This is a genomic window from Vibrio sp. KUL70 (assembly GCF_059725515.1).
The window spans coordinates 308,959-324,449 of sequence record NZ_AP045834.1 but is presented as its reverse complement, the minus strand read 5'-3'; the positions used below and the strand labels follow the sequence as shown (position 1 = coordinate 324,449).

General features: G+C 45.5%; 12 protein-coding genes. 3 read left to right on the top strand and 9 right to left on the bottom strand.

The features are described from left to right. Positions 1–9: 9 nt before the first annotated feature. From mshE to AC6I7V_RS01470, 9 genes are all read right to left on the bottom strand, one after another. Positions 10–1,734 (bottom strand): MSHA fimbrial ATPase MshE, encoded by a 1,725-nt coding sequence (mshE, locus tag AC6I7V_RS01510; RefSeq protein ID WP_255231560.1) that lies wholly within the window; start codon positions 1,732–1,734, stop codon positions 10–12. Beyond that, positions 1,724–2,827: a tetratricopeptide repeat protein gene (locus AC6I7V_RS01505; RefSeq protein ID WP_498011195.1), complete on the bottom strand. Its 1,104-nt coding sequence runs from the start codon at positions 2,825–2,827 to the stop codon at positions 1,724–1,726. Before AC6I7V_RS01505 ends, mshE begins: the two co-directional genes overlap by 11 nt. Then, positions 2,824–3,669: an ExeA family protein gene (locus AC6I7V_RS01500; protein WP_498011194.1), complete on the bottom strand. Its 846-nt coding sequence runs from the start codon at positions 3,667–3,669 to the stop codon at positions 2,824–2,826. The genes AC6I7V_RS01505 and AC6I7V_RS01500 overlap by 4 nt, the downstream gene beginning before the upstream one ends. Positions 3,670–3,712: 43 nt before the next feature. Then, positions 3,713–5,380 carry a pilus (MSHA type) biogenesis protein MshL gene (gene mshL, locus AC6I7V_RS01495; protein WP_255231563.1) on the bottom strand — a complete coding sequence of 556 codons (1,668 nt, stop codon included), beginning with the start codon at positions 5,378–5,380 and terminating at the stop codon, positions 3,713–3,715. 15 nt (positions 5,381–5,395) lie between these two features. Beyond that, positions 5,396–5,731: an MSHA biogenesis protein MshK gene (locus AC6I7V_RS01490; RefSeq protein WP_255231564.1), complete on the bottom strand. Its 336-nt coding sequence runs from the start codon at positions 5,729–5,731 to the stop codon at positions 5,396–5,398. Next, the gene (locus tag AC6I7V_RS01485) at positions 5,724–6,371 is read right to left on the bottom strand and encodes a type 4a pilus biogenesis protein PilO (RefSeq protein WP_255231565.1); all 648 of its coding nucleotides are present in this window, start codon (positions 6,369–6,371) and stop codon (positions 5,724–5,726) included. The genes AC6I7V_RS01490 and AC6I7V_RS01485 overlap by 8 nt, the downstream gene beginning before the upstream one ends. Positions 6,372–6,373: 2 nt before the next feature. Then, a complete protein-coding gene (locus AC6I7V_RS01480) occupies positions 6,374–7,807 on the bottom strand; it encodes an MSHA biogenesis protein MshI (protein ID WP_498011193.1) in 1,434 nt (477 codons plus the stop codon). Between the two features lie 2 nt (positions 7,808–7,809). Further along, positions 7,810–9,825, bottom strand: coding sequence for an RNase E specificity factor CsrD (gene csrD, locus AC6I7V_RS01475; protein ID WP_498011192.1), 2,016 nt, complete (start codon positions 9,823–9,825; stop codon positions 7,810–7,812). 178 nt (positions 9,826–10,003) lie between these two features. Beyond that, positions 10,004–10,552, bottom strand: coding sequence for a single-stranded DNA-binding protein (locus AC6I7V_RS01470; RefSeq protein WP_032552989.1), 549 nt, complete (start codon positions 10,550–10,552; stop codon positions 10,004–10,006). A 277-nt stretch (positions 10,553–10,829) separates the two neighbouring features. Here AC6I7V_RS01470 and AC6I7V_RS01465 point away from each other — a divergent pair, with 277 nt between their 5' ends. From AC6I7V_RS01465 to uvrA, 3 genes are all read left to right on the top strand, one after another. After that, complete coding sequence (locus tag AC6I7V_RS01465) at positions 10,830–11,477, top strand: LuxR C-terminal-related transcriptional regulator (RefSeq protein WP_498011191.1); 648 nt, start codon at positions 10,830–10,832, stop codon at positions 11,475–11,477. A 149-nt stretch (positions 11,478–11,626) separates the two neighbouring features. Next, the gene (galU, locus tag AC6I7V_RS01460) at positions 11,627–12,499 is read left to right on the top strand and encodes a UTP--glucose-1-phosphate uridylyltransferase GalU (RefSeq protein ID WP_255231569.1); all 873 of its coding nucleotides are present in this window, start codon (positions 11,627–11,629) and stop codon (positions 12,497–12,499) included. A 139-nt stretch (positions 12,500–12,638) separates the two neighbouring features. Beyond that, the gene (gene uvrA / locus AC6I7V_RS01455) at positions 12,639–15,470 is read left to right on the top strand and encodes an excinuclease ABC subunit UvrA (RefSeq protein ID WP_498011190.1); all 2,832 of its coding nucleotides are present in this window, start codon (positions 12,639–12,641) and stop codon (positions 15,468–15,470) included. The last annotated feature ends 21 nt before the right edge of the window (positions 15,471–15,491 follow it).

Here is a 15,491-nt window from a genome sequence, read left to right as displayed (position 1 = left end):
TCTACACCTCTACAACAAGATTGGTTCTGCCGAGCCTGAAGCGTCACCTTCACCAAGGTGCATAATTTCATCTAGGCTGACTACCCCTTGCAACGCCAGTTCCATCGCCGATGCGAGCAGTGGTTTATAATTTTCAGAGCGTCTTGCTGTTTGAGCAAAACCGACCGCATCATTAGCGCGAAGGGCATCCATCATATTTTGCTCAAGCTCCAACATTTCAAAAACACCAATTCGGCCACGATAACCGGTGAGGTTACAGTTCTGACAACCGCGACCTTTTACGAATGACGCAGAAACCTGATTGGGGAATCGCTCACTGAGCCACTGTTTACGTGCATCATCTAGCTCATCTTCTACCTTGCAGTCGCTGCACACCTTACGAACCAATCGCTGAGCCACTACCGCACGCACGGCACTAGCCACCAAGTAACCTGGAGCCCCCATATCCATCATACGCAGAGCGCTATCAACAGCATCGTTCGTGTGAAGGGTGCTTAATACCAAGTGACCGGTTAATGCAGCTCGCAGGCCAATCTCGACCGTTTCATGGTCACGCATCTCACCGATTAGGATGATGTCTGGGTCTTGACGCAGGAAGGTTCTCAGAATGGTTGAGAAGTCGAGGTCAATTTTCGGGTTAACCTGTACTTGGTTGATACGTGGTAGACGATATTCCACCGGATCTTCAGCGGTGATGATCTTCTTACCTGGCTCATTGAGCTCACTCAGCGCACCGTAAAGCGTCGTTGTTTTACCTGAACCTGTTGGACCCGTTACCAAGATCATACCGTGTGGTCGACGCAGCTGTTTGCGCAGACGAATCAAGAGATCGGCTGGAATACCTGAAGACTCTAACTTACGTAGGCCCGCCGATTGGTTAAGTAGACGCATCACCACCGACTCGCCGTGCTGCACTGGCATGGTCGACATACGAATGTCCACCGATTGCCCTTTGGCACGAATGTTAAAGCGACCATCTTGTGGTAGACGTTTCTCAGAAATGTCCAAGTTTGCCATCAGCTTTAAACGTAAAACCAGTGCAGACGCGATATTCACTTCGTTAAGCAGTGTCTCGTGCAGCACACCATCAATACGCTGACGTAAGCGCAATACATTGGCATCTGGCTCAATGTGAATATCGGAAGCGCCAACTTGAATCGCATCTTCAAACAGTGAGTTAATAAGCTTAACAACGGTAACTTCGTCGCTATCTTCTTCTGCGATATCAAAATCAAAAGCTCCATTCACTTGATGCTCAGCATGCAGCTGCTCAGCAAATGAGGCGATCTCTTTGGTACGACGATAATAACGGTCAAAGCCGTCAACCAACTGGCGTTCAGGGGCGACCACGAACTCAAGCGCGTAATCGCCTAATTGACCAAGCAGAGCTTCTTGAGCAAACAGATCCGCAGGATCACTCATCGCAACGCGTAGCGTGTCACCTTGTCTGCCAATAACCAACGCACGAAGACGTCGCGCATGCACTTCAGGAAGCAGTTGTACCGCTTCAACATCAACCGCAGCACGGCTTAAGTCAATAAGAGGAATATCAAGCTGTTGCGACAAGAAGCTCAGCATCTGTTGCTCAGACAAGAATCCGAGCTCAATAAGCGTATCACCTAGCTTTCTGCCTGAGCTCTTTTGAGCGGCAAGTGCTTGGTCAACTTGCGCCTCTGTAATAATGCCCTCTTCAACTAATAGGTCACCGAGTCTTTTTCTTAATCTAATCTGCATTCTTGGTGCCCTCTAGGTCTGAGATAACTTTTAGCCTATCGCGAATAAAACTTTGAGATTGTGATGAGATACCGACACGAACCAACGCATTTTGGTAAGACTGCTTTGCATCTTCAAACATCAATTGACGCTCTTGCTGAATAGCTAAACCTAACCACCAGCGCGCGTTGTCTTGCTCTATCTCCGTCAATTTTTGATAACTCTCTAGCGCGATCGTTTCTCGCTGAGCTTTTTGGCTTAGCGCAGCGCGCATTGCAAGGTACTCTTTGGATACGTTACTTGGTAAATACAACAGTGGGCTAAGTGCCGCCTCTGCTTGATCTGCTTTGACTAACAATTTTGATAGTCCTAATCGCAAGGCTTCACTGTCGTTGTTCAAGCGTATACCCGCTTGCAAAAGCTCGTAGGCTCTGCGTGTTTCACCCTTACCAAAATAGAGTATCGCAAGTTTCTGTCTGACTTCTTCATCGCGAGGTGTATAGCGCAGAGCTTCTGTAAACCCTTGCAGTGCACCCTCTAGATTATTGGCATCAAGTGCCTTCTTACCTCGGCCAACGGCATTTGCAGCCAATTGCTCCGGAGTCAGATCAACTTGCTCAACAACGATCCCGCTTGCGTTCTCTTGTGCAGTGGCTGCACTCTCGACTGTTAAGGGTTTCGCTTGAGTTACTGATTTTTTCGGCTGAGCATTCGTTGTTTGCGTGCTTGCCAATAACACTGGTTTTGATGTTGTCACCGTCGGAGTATCGGTAGTTCTTGCGACACTGACGTTGGCTCGACTCGCTTTTTCAAGCGCAGGTTGTGATTCTGCAGACACGATTTTTTTCGTCGGTGACTCTGCTAATACAGGAGATGAAACAACGTTAGTTGCAGTTACCTCATCATTCACTGCGCGGCTTAGCTCAACCGTACCGGACTCCAAACTTGGCCCTTGAGACACAGCCCATCCGCCCATAGCCAGGCTCAATGAGAAGCCAGCCGTTACCCACAGCAATGGAGAGCGTGTTTTAATCTTTGGTACTTCAGCAGCTTCAATCGCCACTTTGGATTCTTTCTTAGCCAATTCTGATAAGGCGTTATTTATGGTACTCATGATTCACTCCAACCCCACAAAATTGGCTTCTTAAACTTAGGTTTTGATACATCGTAGGTTTCATGCATTGCTGAAAATAGGTGCTGATTTTCGACGGCCTGCTTATGCTCGCTAAAGGCCATTAACAGTGCTTTATGACACAGTTGATTAATTAGCCTAGGAACACCTCTACTTGAACGCCAAATCGCTCTCTTATGGTTCAAACTAAATAGGGTTGATGCACCACCAGATTTGCTGATTCGGTTGTCGATATAGGCAACAGTCTCATCAAGATTCAGTGTTCGCAAACAAGAACTAAAAGAGATGCGTTGACGCAATTGTCTTAGATGATGTGCATTTAGGCGAGTCTCTAATTCCGGCTGGCCTAACAGTACGATCTGCAGCAGTTTGGTCGATTCCGTCTCTAAATTACCAAACAGACGCAAGGTTTCTAGTGCTTCATCCGACAAAGCCTGAGCTTCGTCCAAAATCGCCACGACTCTTTTTCCGGAGCGATTTAGTTCGATCAGCTTGTGTTGGATCTCATCCACCAGCATGGCTTGGTTTTGAACATCGAGACCCAACTCTTTAGCGACGGCGTATCGCAAGTCATCTCCTGACAATACGGGATTAGGCAAATAAATTAATGCCGTGTTGTCACCCAAATGGTTTATCAACATACGACAAACCATTGTTTTACCTGTCCCAACTTCACCGGTGATCTTAATGAGACCTTCACCCATATCGAGTGCCGCAAGCACCGTCTGAATCGCTTCAAAATGCGGGGCTAAGCCATAAAAAAGATCCGTATTTGGCGTCAGAGAGAATGGCGACTGTTCAAAACCAAAGTGAGCTTGATACATCACTACTCACCTCTGTGACGCCGCCATTACGTAAAACTGCGGATTACTCTTCATCAGGGAACCATTGCTGCAGCAGATCACGTGAACGCTCAAGCTCACTCTGCCAAGTATTCACACCAACAACTGTCGGTTTTAGTAAGATCACTAGCTCGGTTTTTTGGGTCAACTGACTGGTGTTTCGGAACAAATGACCAAGTACAGGGATGTCACCCAAAAATGGCACCTTAGAAGTCATATCACTGGAGTTAGATTTCATCAATCCACCGATCACAACAACATCACCGTTTCGTGCACGAATCACCGAATCTGACTCACGGATCGAGCTTCTTGCTAACGGCAATTCGACGATGCCTGTTGTTGAACCGAGGTTTAGGGACTTAGTCTCCTCGCTCACATCAATAACTGCAGGATGGACATGAAGGAACACGTTGCCTGTGTCGTCAATCTGAGGCGTAACATCGAGAGAAATACCAGAGAAGAATGGGGTTAGTTCAACTTCTGGTGCAACATTAGCGTTGTCGCCACTGCCTACAGAGCTCGACAAGTCCGTCACGTAGTATTGATCGGTACCTACTTTGATCACCGCTTTTTGATTGTTGGATGCCGTTACTCGTGGACTAGATAGTACGTTCAGGTCGCCTTGAGTACCCATAAAGCTCAATACTGCTTCAAAGCTACCGCCAGAGACAACAATATTCGATTGACCACCGAGCAGCGCACCAACCGGATCAAGCCCAGGTAGCGTCCCAGGAGTGATGACACCCGCTGTATCTTTAACAATGTTGCCCGTGCCTATGGTGTAGTTAGTACCATTGGATGAGAACATCTTGGTCCAGTTAATACCTTGCTGGTAGCCATCGCTTAGAGTGACCTCCAAGATCTTAGCTTCCAAGATAACTTGACGCTGTAAGCGCTCCTGAGAAACACCTAAAAACTGACGAACCTCACGAATCTCATCAGGGTACGCGCGAACAGTAATCACGCTGGCTTGAGGTGTCACAACAACGCTTTGTCCATTGCCACTACCAATTAAATGCTTCACCGCCGCTTCCAGCTGAGGCCAGAAATCACTCTCAGACGTGGTTTCAATCTCAGTTCCCCCTGTCGAAGACGAAGAATTTGAAGATGTAGAAGCGTTGTTTGAGTTAGAGCTTGAGCTAGAGCTAGAAGAATTCGATGAATTCGAGTCTGAGTTCGTGATCGTCCCTGTTGTAATCGTCGTCAATGAACGACCTGCTCGCTTGAGCTGCAAGTAGTCAACAGGAATAGTCACGGTGCGCAAGCCAGCAGGGAAGATTTGGATAACCTTACCGCGCTTCTCGATATCGTAGCCGTAAAGATCTTGTACGACAGACAGCACTTCATCCAGAGTAACGTCGGTCAAATTAACGGTAATATTGCCCGTAACACTTGGGTGAATTGCGGCACTAAACTCCGTCCCTTTGACTAAGCTTGCAAAGAAAGCTCGAGCATCAACGCGATTGGCTTGAATACGAAAACGCTTAACCGTCTCCATATTTGGCGACATTGGATCATCGTCAAATTGCGGCATAAGATCGTCTTGAACCGATGAAGGAAGCTCACTCAGTGCGCGGCTATTGGCTTCATTAATGGATTCATTTAAAGACGCTTTGATCTCTACTGGGTCACGGTGGCCCATAGAACAACCGACTAAAGATGAAACTAGAATTGCTACTACAAGTTGACGCATGTCTTCACTCAAACCTTAATTATTCTTAATATCCAAAGAGAACAGCTCTAACTTCCACTGCTGAGTACTTCTCTGAAGAGTGACATATTCTGAATCTATTTTTTTTACTTTATATCCACGAACCATCTCGCCTTGCGAGACAACCTGACCATTCAAAATGGCATAGCACGGGCTTTCCCCTTTGCACACTATGCTCTGTAATGAAGGTAACCGATAACGAGTTGGGGTCTTTTTAACGGGTGCTGCTTTCTGTTCTTTGGGAACCAACCACCCTAGCGGTGCGGTTGGATCTTGCGCGGCGAAAACCGATGAGCTACAAAACAGCAGAGACACGAAAAGAACTCTAACCACCGATAAACTCCTGTCTTGTCCCTAATGTGTAAACCTCAAATACCAAACGAGCTTGCGGGTACTCTTCTACCTTATATTGGAAGGTTCGCCAGTAATAACGAACAGAAAGAGACTCTAATGCCTGTAGATAAGCCGAGATATCAAAGTACGAGCCTGTTAGCTCCATACGAACGGGATGCACGTAGTAACCCGAGTACTCACTGGTGCCTTTTTTATTTGAAATTGGCTCCGGTTTTAGTGACTCCAACGACGCAAGTTTCAACCCTTTACCAGAACTCAAAACACTCTCTAACAGCTCTGTCATTTGCGATGGCGAAATCAAGCCATCGACCATTTGAGCCAGATCCATTGAAAGCGCTTGGCTCTGAGCCATCAGTGATTTGAACTCAATATCAATCTCTTTGTCTGGATTTTTATTGAGCTTAGCTTGCAGCACCAAAAGTTCACCTTCAAGTCTTTGATTTGACTGAGTCAAATTCATACTCTTTGCTCGCTTGGCTTGTAAATCATTGTATGCAGGCTCAACCAATACACTGAATAGGAGCATAAATAGGCCGACGAAACCACACAGTAAAACCAGCCATTTTTCTCTTGAGCTTAGCGCTAGAAATTTATCGCTATACTGCCCCCACCTTTGCATTACTAATTCTCCCTACGGGTGCTTAATTCAAACGTCACAACATCTTGGTCATTGCGACCAATCTTCAGTTTTTCAAACGCGCGCCCCACGAGATTAAGCTCATTTTTGAACTGCCCAACCCAATTAGGAATCACCTCGGCACTGCGAGCGAAACCTGAAAGATCAAGTGAGTCATGAGTCATATAAATGCGAGAAAGCGAGATGTCATTACGCCCCAATTTAGCCAGGGCGTTCATGACGCCAGAATACCCCATTTGCTGGCTCTCGTCGTATTGACCTACCGCCAGTAATGCGTCTTTTTTTGCTTGAATCTCACGTTTGAGACGCTCAACGGCCGCCACTTTCTCTGGAGAGGGCTTATGTTGCACTAATTCAGCATTAAGCTGCTTCACCTGACTGTTTAATTGATTGGATTTTTGTTGAAGAACAACCAGTTCATCTGCAACATTAATTGTTTGATAGTGTATAAAACCGTAAGCTGAGATCATGACAGCAGAAAGTAAAACCCAAGATGCTGCGACATTGGTTAGAGTAAAATACTCTTTTTTCGGCTTTAAATGCTCTGGATAGAGATTAACTCTGAATTCAGAGTGTGCTTGTGCGAGCTCTACAAGCAGCGATTCGGAACTTTCACGCCCATTCTCACTGATCAGAGACACACTAGAACTTAAGGTATTAGATAGCGCCTCTTTTAGCTCTGCTTCATCCTCTTCATCGCAGCATATTTTTAGCTGTCGCAGTTGCACACCTTTGATCTGTGAAGAGAGGTAATCAATTGAACGTTGCAGCTCAAGCGCCAGACCGTCCATTTGAAGAGCACTCGAGGCAACTCCAGTTAACGGTGGCACAACACTACGAATAGAGCGCTGGAAACACACGGTATGATCGACAAAAGCACCTAGCTTAAAGTGCGCGTTTTTGCTGCGTTGCAATAAAATGAAGTTCGATAACTGACCCGCGCTGTAACCCCACAGTTCATCTTCAGGTGCCACACCACTAAGTGTCACTTGAGCTTGGCCTGCTACATTCAATAGTTTATCGAGGAGCTTTTTTGCAAGAACATACACTTGAAGTTTGTTCGACGTAGGCAAAGCAACCGCACTAGCGGTGATTTCAGTAACACGCTCTGACACAAGGTCTTTGAGCAAGAAAGGCAACGCGACCGGCCATTCACTTTCAGGAATTTCCGGCTTATCAATTTGATAGGTTTGGTAGTAGTTAGCACTCACGATCAATTGCAGGCTAGCGCTATTGAAAGCATCACTTGCAAGTGACTTTTTCAAGGCACTCTCCCAATCACCATTCATGATTGGTGTAGCAATAACGCTATTGTCTGCTGCTGAAACATAAACAGCTTCGCTGCTTAATAAAGCCACCTGAGCTTGTGGGCCATTTGAGGCTGGCTTTATTTTATTTAAAATCGCTTTTAACTTCATGGTTAACTACTACTCTTACGCCATCGATTTCTTCGGCCAACTTTAACTACCGACTCTGTTTTTAACTTAGGCTTATCCAGTTGAGGAACCGGAATAATTTGCCTCTCTTCATCAAACAATCGTCCTTGATAGCCGTGGATTCCCAACTCAAGTAGAGTATTTTTCTCTGAGTTCGTTTCTACACCAACCGCAATAACCTGCGTTGGAGAATCTCCACAAGCTCCAATCAAACTGCGTACAAACAGTTGATTTTCATGCCTTTGATCGATCTTCTTAACCAAGCTTCTATGCAGCTTAATAAAGTCGATTTTCAAATCCTTAATATAGTGAGTGCTAACAATCGTTCGACCCGCTTGACCAACCGTCACTTTGCATCCAAGTCCTTTCAGCATTTTTGTGACAGGTCTCATGTAATCCAAGTGGGCGATCACATGACCTTCTGAAAATTCAAAACCTAAATGCGCACGTTGCTGAGTTGAAAGCTGCAATAACTCACTTCTAAACCACTTAAAGTGCTGCTTATTCGCGAAAGGAGTAACATTCAGATTAATAGAGTAATGCATCAGTTCCGCGGATTCTTTTACTGACTTCAATAAAACCCGTAAAACTGACTGATCCATTTGCGCTTGGTAACCTATCTGCTCTACTGCAGGCATAAACCGAGAAGACTTGAGTAAACCTTTCTCTGGGTCTTGAATCCTTACAAATATTTCTCTATGTAATTCATAAGGTTGACCTTTGCTTGACATAAGATAACACTGCTGTGCAAAGATTACTAAGTTTTCCGGCTGTAATGCCCTATCCAGTAATGTTCGCCAACGAACACTACCGCGATCCAAATCATTCTTATTGAGTTTAGGGTAACGACTCCAGTTATTACTTCGCTCTAACTGAGCACTTTTTAGTGCCGTCTCTGCTTCATCCATAATTTGACTATGGCGCTCCCCCTCTGCATACATGGTCACACCAATGTGGCACCAATTATCCACATCTAGCGGTTCCGGTGGGGTCAATTTATCAAGTTGTCTCAAACATTGGGCAGCCAATGTCGCAATATCTTTACTACCTTGATGAGGAATGAACACGGCAAAGTCGGCATCGTAATATCGAGAGAAGATAACATCAGGATAACGTTGGACGATATTGGACAAAACTTCACCTACTTCAACGATAAAGGCGTCAGTGACTTGCTTGTCGTTGCTATCTCGAACTTGCTCCCACTCGTCGATACGGACAAGAAGCACACCGCCACGCGCACCACTCTCATGCAGAGCCGATTCCAGTTTGTTATCGAAAAGTACTCGATTAGCCGTACCGGTGAGTTTATCTAAGAAGGTATGTGTGCGAATAAAGGTGTCAAAACGACTGCGCTCTTGTCGGGCGTCTTGCAACTCTTCAATCAACACATCAAGAGCCTCACTCGCTGTATATGGCCACTCTCGCTCATCCCCTTTAGCATGAGACTCCACTTGCCCAGCAAGAATCATTCGTCCGCGCTCTTCGAGCATTTCAGAGCCCATTAATTGCTCTTTAAGCCACCGCACTCCTCTCGCTAAGCAGAAAATGATCAGAGCAACCGCTAAAGTTATCGACCACATCGCTTCCATTGAGTAGTTGTAACCAATATAAGGAGGTAAAGCCTTAAACTCGATTTGGTATCCATTATTTCGCTCCAATACAAAAGTACGCTCATAAAGGCGATCTGGGTCGATTTGCGGAGACGTGTCTTTAAAGCGATAAACAATACCGGTGGAGTTTGAGAGCTTCATCTCGACGATATTGCTAGCCTGCAACATTTTGGGCATCCAACGCTGCATAGAATACGCGGCATCAGGATCTTCCATCTCTTTATCCACAACATCGACAATCCCGACCAAATAGTGATCGAGATACTCTTGCCCAATGCGCTTGAAAGAGAGTGTGCCCCCGATGAATAGAATAAACATTGCACTGATAACAATAACAGTAACGAATGCAACCAAACGGGTGCTCAACTTAAGGGTTGGGGTATATCTCATGAATAACGAAATCCTTTTCAACTCACATTATACCGTACTGCTTCGTTATACTATATTTTGCGGTTGTAAATAAAGCGTTAAGCCTTTTGGGTAGCAAAAAGCCGCGACAAGCGCGGCTTTTCCATTTCAATACTTGTTTTCTGATTTATGAAAAACAGAATCAGATCTCAGGTAATTGCTAGAACGGGATGTCGTCATCAAAATCCATTGGAGGCTCATTATATTGAGGTTGAGCCTGTTGGGGAGCTTGCTGTTGAGGTGCTTGCTGCTGAGCAGGTGCACTGTATTGCTGCTGTTGTGGTTGCTGAGGTTGACCCCAACCACCTTGTTGCTGTTGACCACCCATACCGCCTTGAGCTGGTGCGCCGCCTTGAGCACGACCGCCAAGCATTTGCATTACACCGTTAAAGCCTTGAACCACAACTTCTGTTGTGTAGCGATCTTGACCGCTTTGATCTTGCCATTTACGGGTTTGCAGTTGGCCTTCAATGTAAACTTGAGAACCTTTACGTAGGTATTCACCTGCAACTTCTGCTAGTTTGCCGAACAGAGCGACACGGTGCCATTCTGTTTTCTCGCGCTGCTCGCCAGTTGCTTTATCACGCCATGATTCTGACGTTGCAATGGTAATGTTCGCTACTGCACCGCCATTTGGCATGTAACGAATTTCAGGGTCATTACCTAGGTTACCCACTAATATAACTTTGTTAACTCCACGGCTAGCCATGATTTGCTCCGTCTAAATTCATAGTCTTAAAAATTTTAGCGCATAAGAATAACACGCTTTTTAACAGTGATAAATCGCAATCCGATTCTCTATTGAATCGAAAGAATAAAAACGTAACAAATCATGATATTCAGACGAATGTTGTTTTTTTCGCCACTTACAAACCACTCATTTACTTGGTCAATTGATATTCAACGCAAGTCATAATATAGCGACTAGTGATGAAATTCACATCATGACAGTGTGAACGCTTCTAAATTATAGAAGGAGCTTTCATATGAAGGTATCAAGATATACTCGCACCCTACACTTTTTATGCTCAGATACAGAACAGAGTCACCTGTACATCAATGAAATAGAAAAGTTGCTGTCTATTCCAATGTATAGAATGCCTCCGGGAGAGTTGATGTGTGTTAATAAAAAGCAGAGCAACCGAATCCTCTTGGTCGACTACAAGCAACTGCCTGAGCTGTTTGAGGCTTTCCCCAATCTTGCCGTTTTGTGGAAGAACTTTGAAATCATTCTGTTCAATGTTGAAAAGCCGTTGCAAACTCAAGAGATCATCCGCTTCGGCCACTTAAAAGGGTTATTCTACTGCAGCGATACAAAACCAAAGATAGCCAAAGGCATCACTAAGATCATTGATGGTGAGAATTGGCTACCTCGAAAAATCACCAGTCAGTTGCTGTTCTACTATCGCAATATCGTCAACATCAGCACTTGTCCCATTACGGTCGACTTAACTATCCGTGAATTACAAGTGATACGCTGTCTTCAAACTGGCGCTTCGAATACCCAAATCGCAGAAGATCTCTTCATCAGTGAGTTCACAGTCAAATCCCATCTTTATCAAATCTTTCGTAAACTGGCTGTAAAGAATCGAGTGCAAGCTATAGCGTGGGCAAACCAGAACCTAATTTCATAACATGCCAATATTAATATTTTTGAGGGCAGCTCCAATAAAGCATACGGATTGTTGCTGAATTTTCGACATTACCTGTGCTAGAGTTGCCCTCAGAAATGTTCAGCGCACTAAGCTGATTCGATAATTATTAAAGATATAGGGTTTTTACCATGATTAAAAAGTGCCTTTTCCCGGCAGCTGGCTACGGTACACGTTTCTTACCTGCAACTAAATCGATGCCAAAAGAGATGATGCCTGTTGTGAGCAAACCACTCATCGAATATGGCGTTGAAGAAGCCATTGAAGCAGGCATGGACGGCATGTGTATCGTAACAGGTCGTGGTAAGCACTCGATCATGGACCACTTCGACAAGAACTACGAACTTGAGCACCAAATCAGTGGCACTAATAAAGAAGAACTGCTGTATAACATTCGTGAAACGATTGAAGCGGCAAACTTCACCTACATCCGTCAGCGTGAAATGAAGGGCTTAGGTCACGCTATCTTAACTGGTCGTGAGCTTGTTGGTGATGAACCGTTTGCCGTGGTATTGGCTGATGACTTATGCGTGAACGAGCAGCAGGGTGTACTTGCGCAGATGGTCGCACTTTACAAACAGTTCCGTTGTTCAATCGTTGCGGTACAAGAAGTGCCAGAAGACGAAACACACAAATACGGTGTGATCTCAGGTGAAATGATTAAAGATGACCTTTACCGCGTGGATGACATGGTAGAAAAACCAGAGCAAGGCACCGCTCCAAGTAACCTAGCTATCATTGGTCGCTACATTCTGACTCCAGATATCTTCGAGCTGATTGAGAATACTGAACCTGGCAAAGGCGGCGAGATTCAAATCACCGATGCGCTACTAAAACAGGCTCAATCAGGCTGTGTACTTGCCTACAAATTCAAAGGTAAACGCTTCGACTGTGGTAGCATTGAAGGCTATATCGAAGCAACAAACTTCTGCTACGAGAACCTATACAAAAAAGACGAGCAAAAAGTCGAGCTAGATAAACACTCAACCAAGAAAGAAGCTTAATCGCATCCTGCTTTAAATGTATTTTGAAGGCAGCTCAATCGAGCTGCCTTTTTTGTACTGTTTTTTTATCCAGTAAAACTTTGCACAAAACTCACACTATGTAATACTTTAGCCACTGAAAACTACATGGTTGCCCGAAATGGATAAAATTGAAGTAAGGGGTGCTCGCACGCACAACCTCAAAGATATAAACCTAACAATCCCAAGAGATAAGCTAATTGTGATTACGGGTTTGTCTGGATCTGGTAAGTCTTCATTGGCTTTCGACACCCTCTATGCAGAAGGTCAACGCCGCTACGTTGAGTCACTGTCTGCCTACGCTCGTCAATTTTTATCCCTGATGGAAAAACCCGATGTTGACCACATTGAAGGACTGTCTCCAGCGATCTCTATCGAGCAAAAGTCAACATCTCATAACCCGCGTTCAACCGTCGGTACGATTACCGAAGTCTATGATTACCTGAGACTTTTGTATGCTCGTGTTGGTGAACCTCGTTGTCCAGATCACCACATCCCTCTTGCTGCGCAAACCATCAGTCAAATGGTAGACAAGGTACTAGAGCTGCCAGAGGGCTCGAAGATGATGCTGCTGGCACCTATCGTTAAAGAGCGTAAGGGTGAGCATGTTAAGACACTACAAAACCTTGCGGCTCAAGGCTTTATTAGAGCAAGGATCGACGGAGAGACTTGTGATCTTTCCGATCCACCAGCACTAGAACTGCATAAGAAACACACGATTGAAGTGGTAGTGGATCGCTTTAAGGTTCGCCCTGATCTACAACAGCGACTCGCTGAGTCTTTTGAGACGACTCTAGAGCTATCTGGCGGTATCGCTGTTGTCGATTGGATGGACGATAGTGATCAAGAAGAGATCGTATTTTCGGCTAACTTCGCTTGCCCGAAATGTGGTTACAGCATGCAAGAGCTTGAACCACGACTGTTCTCTTTCAACAACCCTGCCGGTGCTTGTGGTACCTGTGATGGCCTTGGTGTTCAACAATATTTTGATCCAAGCCGTATTATTGTTGACGACAACCTAAGTATTGCAGACGGTGCCATCAAAGGTTGGGATCAAAAGAACTATTACTACTTCCAAATGCTCACCTCGCTAGCTGAGCACTATGGATTTGATCTATTTGCCCCGTTCAACTCTTTACCAAAGAAAACTCAAGACATCATCTTGAAAGGCTCAGGTCGAACAGAGGTTGAATTTAAGTACATCAATGATCGTGGCGATATTCGAGTTAAGCGTCACCCGTTTGAAGGTATTCTGAATACGTTAGAGAGACGCTACCGTGATACGGAGTCAAACTCGGTTCGTGAAGATCTAGCGAAATACATCTCAACCAAGTCATGTTCCAGCTGTGGTGGCACTCGTCTAAGACTCGAAGCACGTAGTGTCTTTATTGGTGATACTACCCTACCGCAAATTGTCGAGCTGAGTATTGCTGATGCATTGGCATTCTTCCAAAATCTACAATTAAGCGGTCAGCGCGCCCAAATTGCTGAAAAGGTAATGAAAGAGATCAACGACCGCCTGCACTTCCTGGTCAACGTTGGCTTGAACTATCTCAACCTATCACGCAGCGCAGAGACACTTTCGGGTGGTGAAGCACAACGAATCCGACTTGCAAGCCAAATTGGTGCAGGTCTGGTTGGCGTTATGTATGTTCTGGATGAACCTTCCATTGGTCTCCACCAGCGCGACAATGAGCGACTACTACAGACTCTCGTACACCTTCGCGATCTTGGTAACACGGTATTGGTGGTAGAGCATGATGAAGATGCGATTCGTTGCGCCGATCACGTGATTGATATTGGCCCGGGCGCTGGTGTTCATGGTGGCAATGTTGTAGCCGAAGGCACCATGCAAGAGATCATCGACAATCCAAACTCTTTAACTGGTCAGTACCTAAGCGGCGTAAAAGAAATTGCCGTACCAAAAGAGCGTACTCCAATCGACAAGAAGAAAGTCGTAGAGCTAATTGGCGCAACTGGCAACAACCTTAAAGAGGTGACAGCGACAATCCCTGTCGGTCTGTTCAGCTGTATTACAGGCGTGTCAGGTTCAGGAAAATCGACCCTGATTAACGATACTTTCTTTAAGATAGCCCACACGCAACTTAACGGCGCAACCACGGCAGTACCAGCACCATATAAGAAGATAAAAGGCTTAGAGCATTTCGATAAGGTTATCGATATCGACCAAAGCCCAATTGGACGCACCCCACGCTCTAACCCTGCAACCTATACTGGTATCTTCACACCGATTCGTGAACTGTTTTCGGGTACACAAGAAGCGCGTTCTCGTGGTTACAAGCCGGGCCGCTTTAGCTTCAACGTTCGAGGTGGACGCTGTGAAGCTTGCCAGGGTGATGGGGTTATTAAAGTAGAAATGCACTTCTTACCAGATGTATACGTTCCTTGTGATGTATGTAAAGGGAAACGCTATAACCGTGAAACGTTGGAAGTACGCTACAAAGGCAAGACCATCGATGAAGTGTTAGAGATGACGGTCGAAGATGCTCGCGAATTCTTTAACCCAGTTCCAGTGATCGCACGCAAGCTCCAAACATTAATGGACGTGGGCTTGTCATATATTCGACTCGGACAAGCCGCGACAACGCTGTCTGGTGGTGAAGCGCAGCGTGTTAAACTGGCTCGTGAACTATCTAAACGTGATACCGGTAAGACTCTTTATATCCTAGATGAACCGACCACAGGCCTACACTTCCACGATATCCAACAGCTATTGACCGTTCTACACCGTCTGCGTGACCACGGAAATACCGTCGTAGTCATCGAACACAACTTGGATGTGATTAAAACCGCAGACTGGATCATCGATCTTGGCCCAGAGGGTGGCCAAGGTGGTGGTGAAATTATTGCCGCTGGTACACCAGAAGATGTGGCATTAGTCGAAGGTTCTCACACCGCTCGTTTTCTTAAGCCTATGTTAACTATGAAATAGGTCTACAATAGCGCTCAGCGA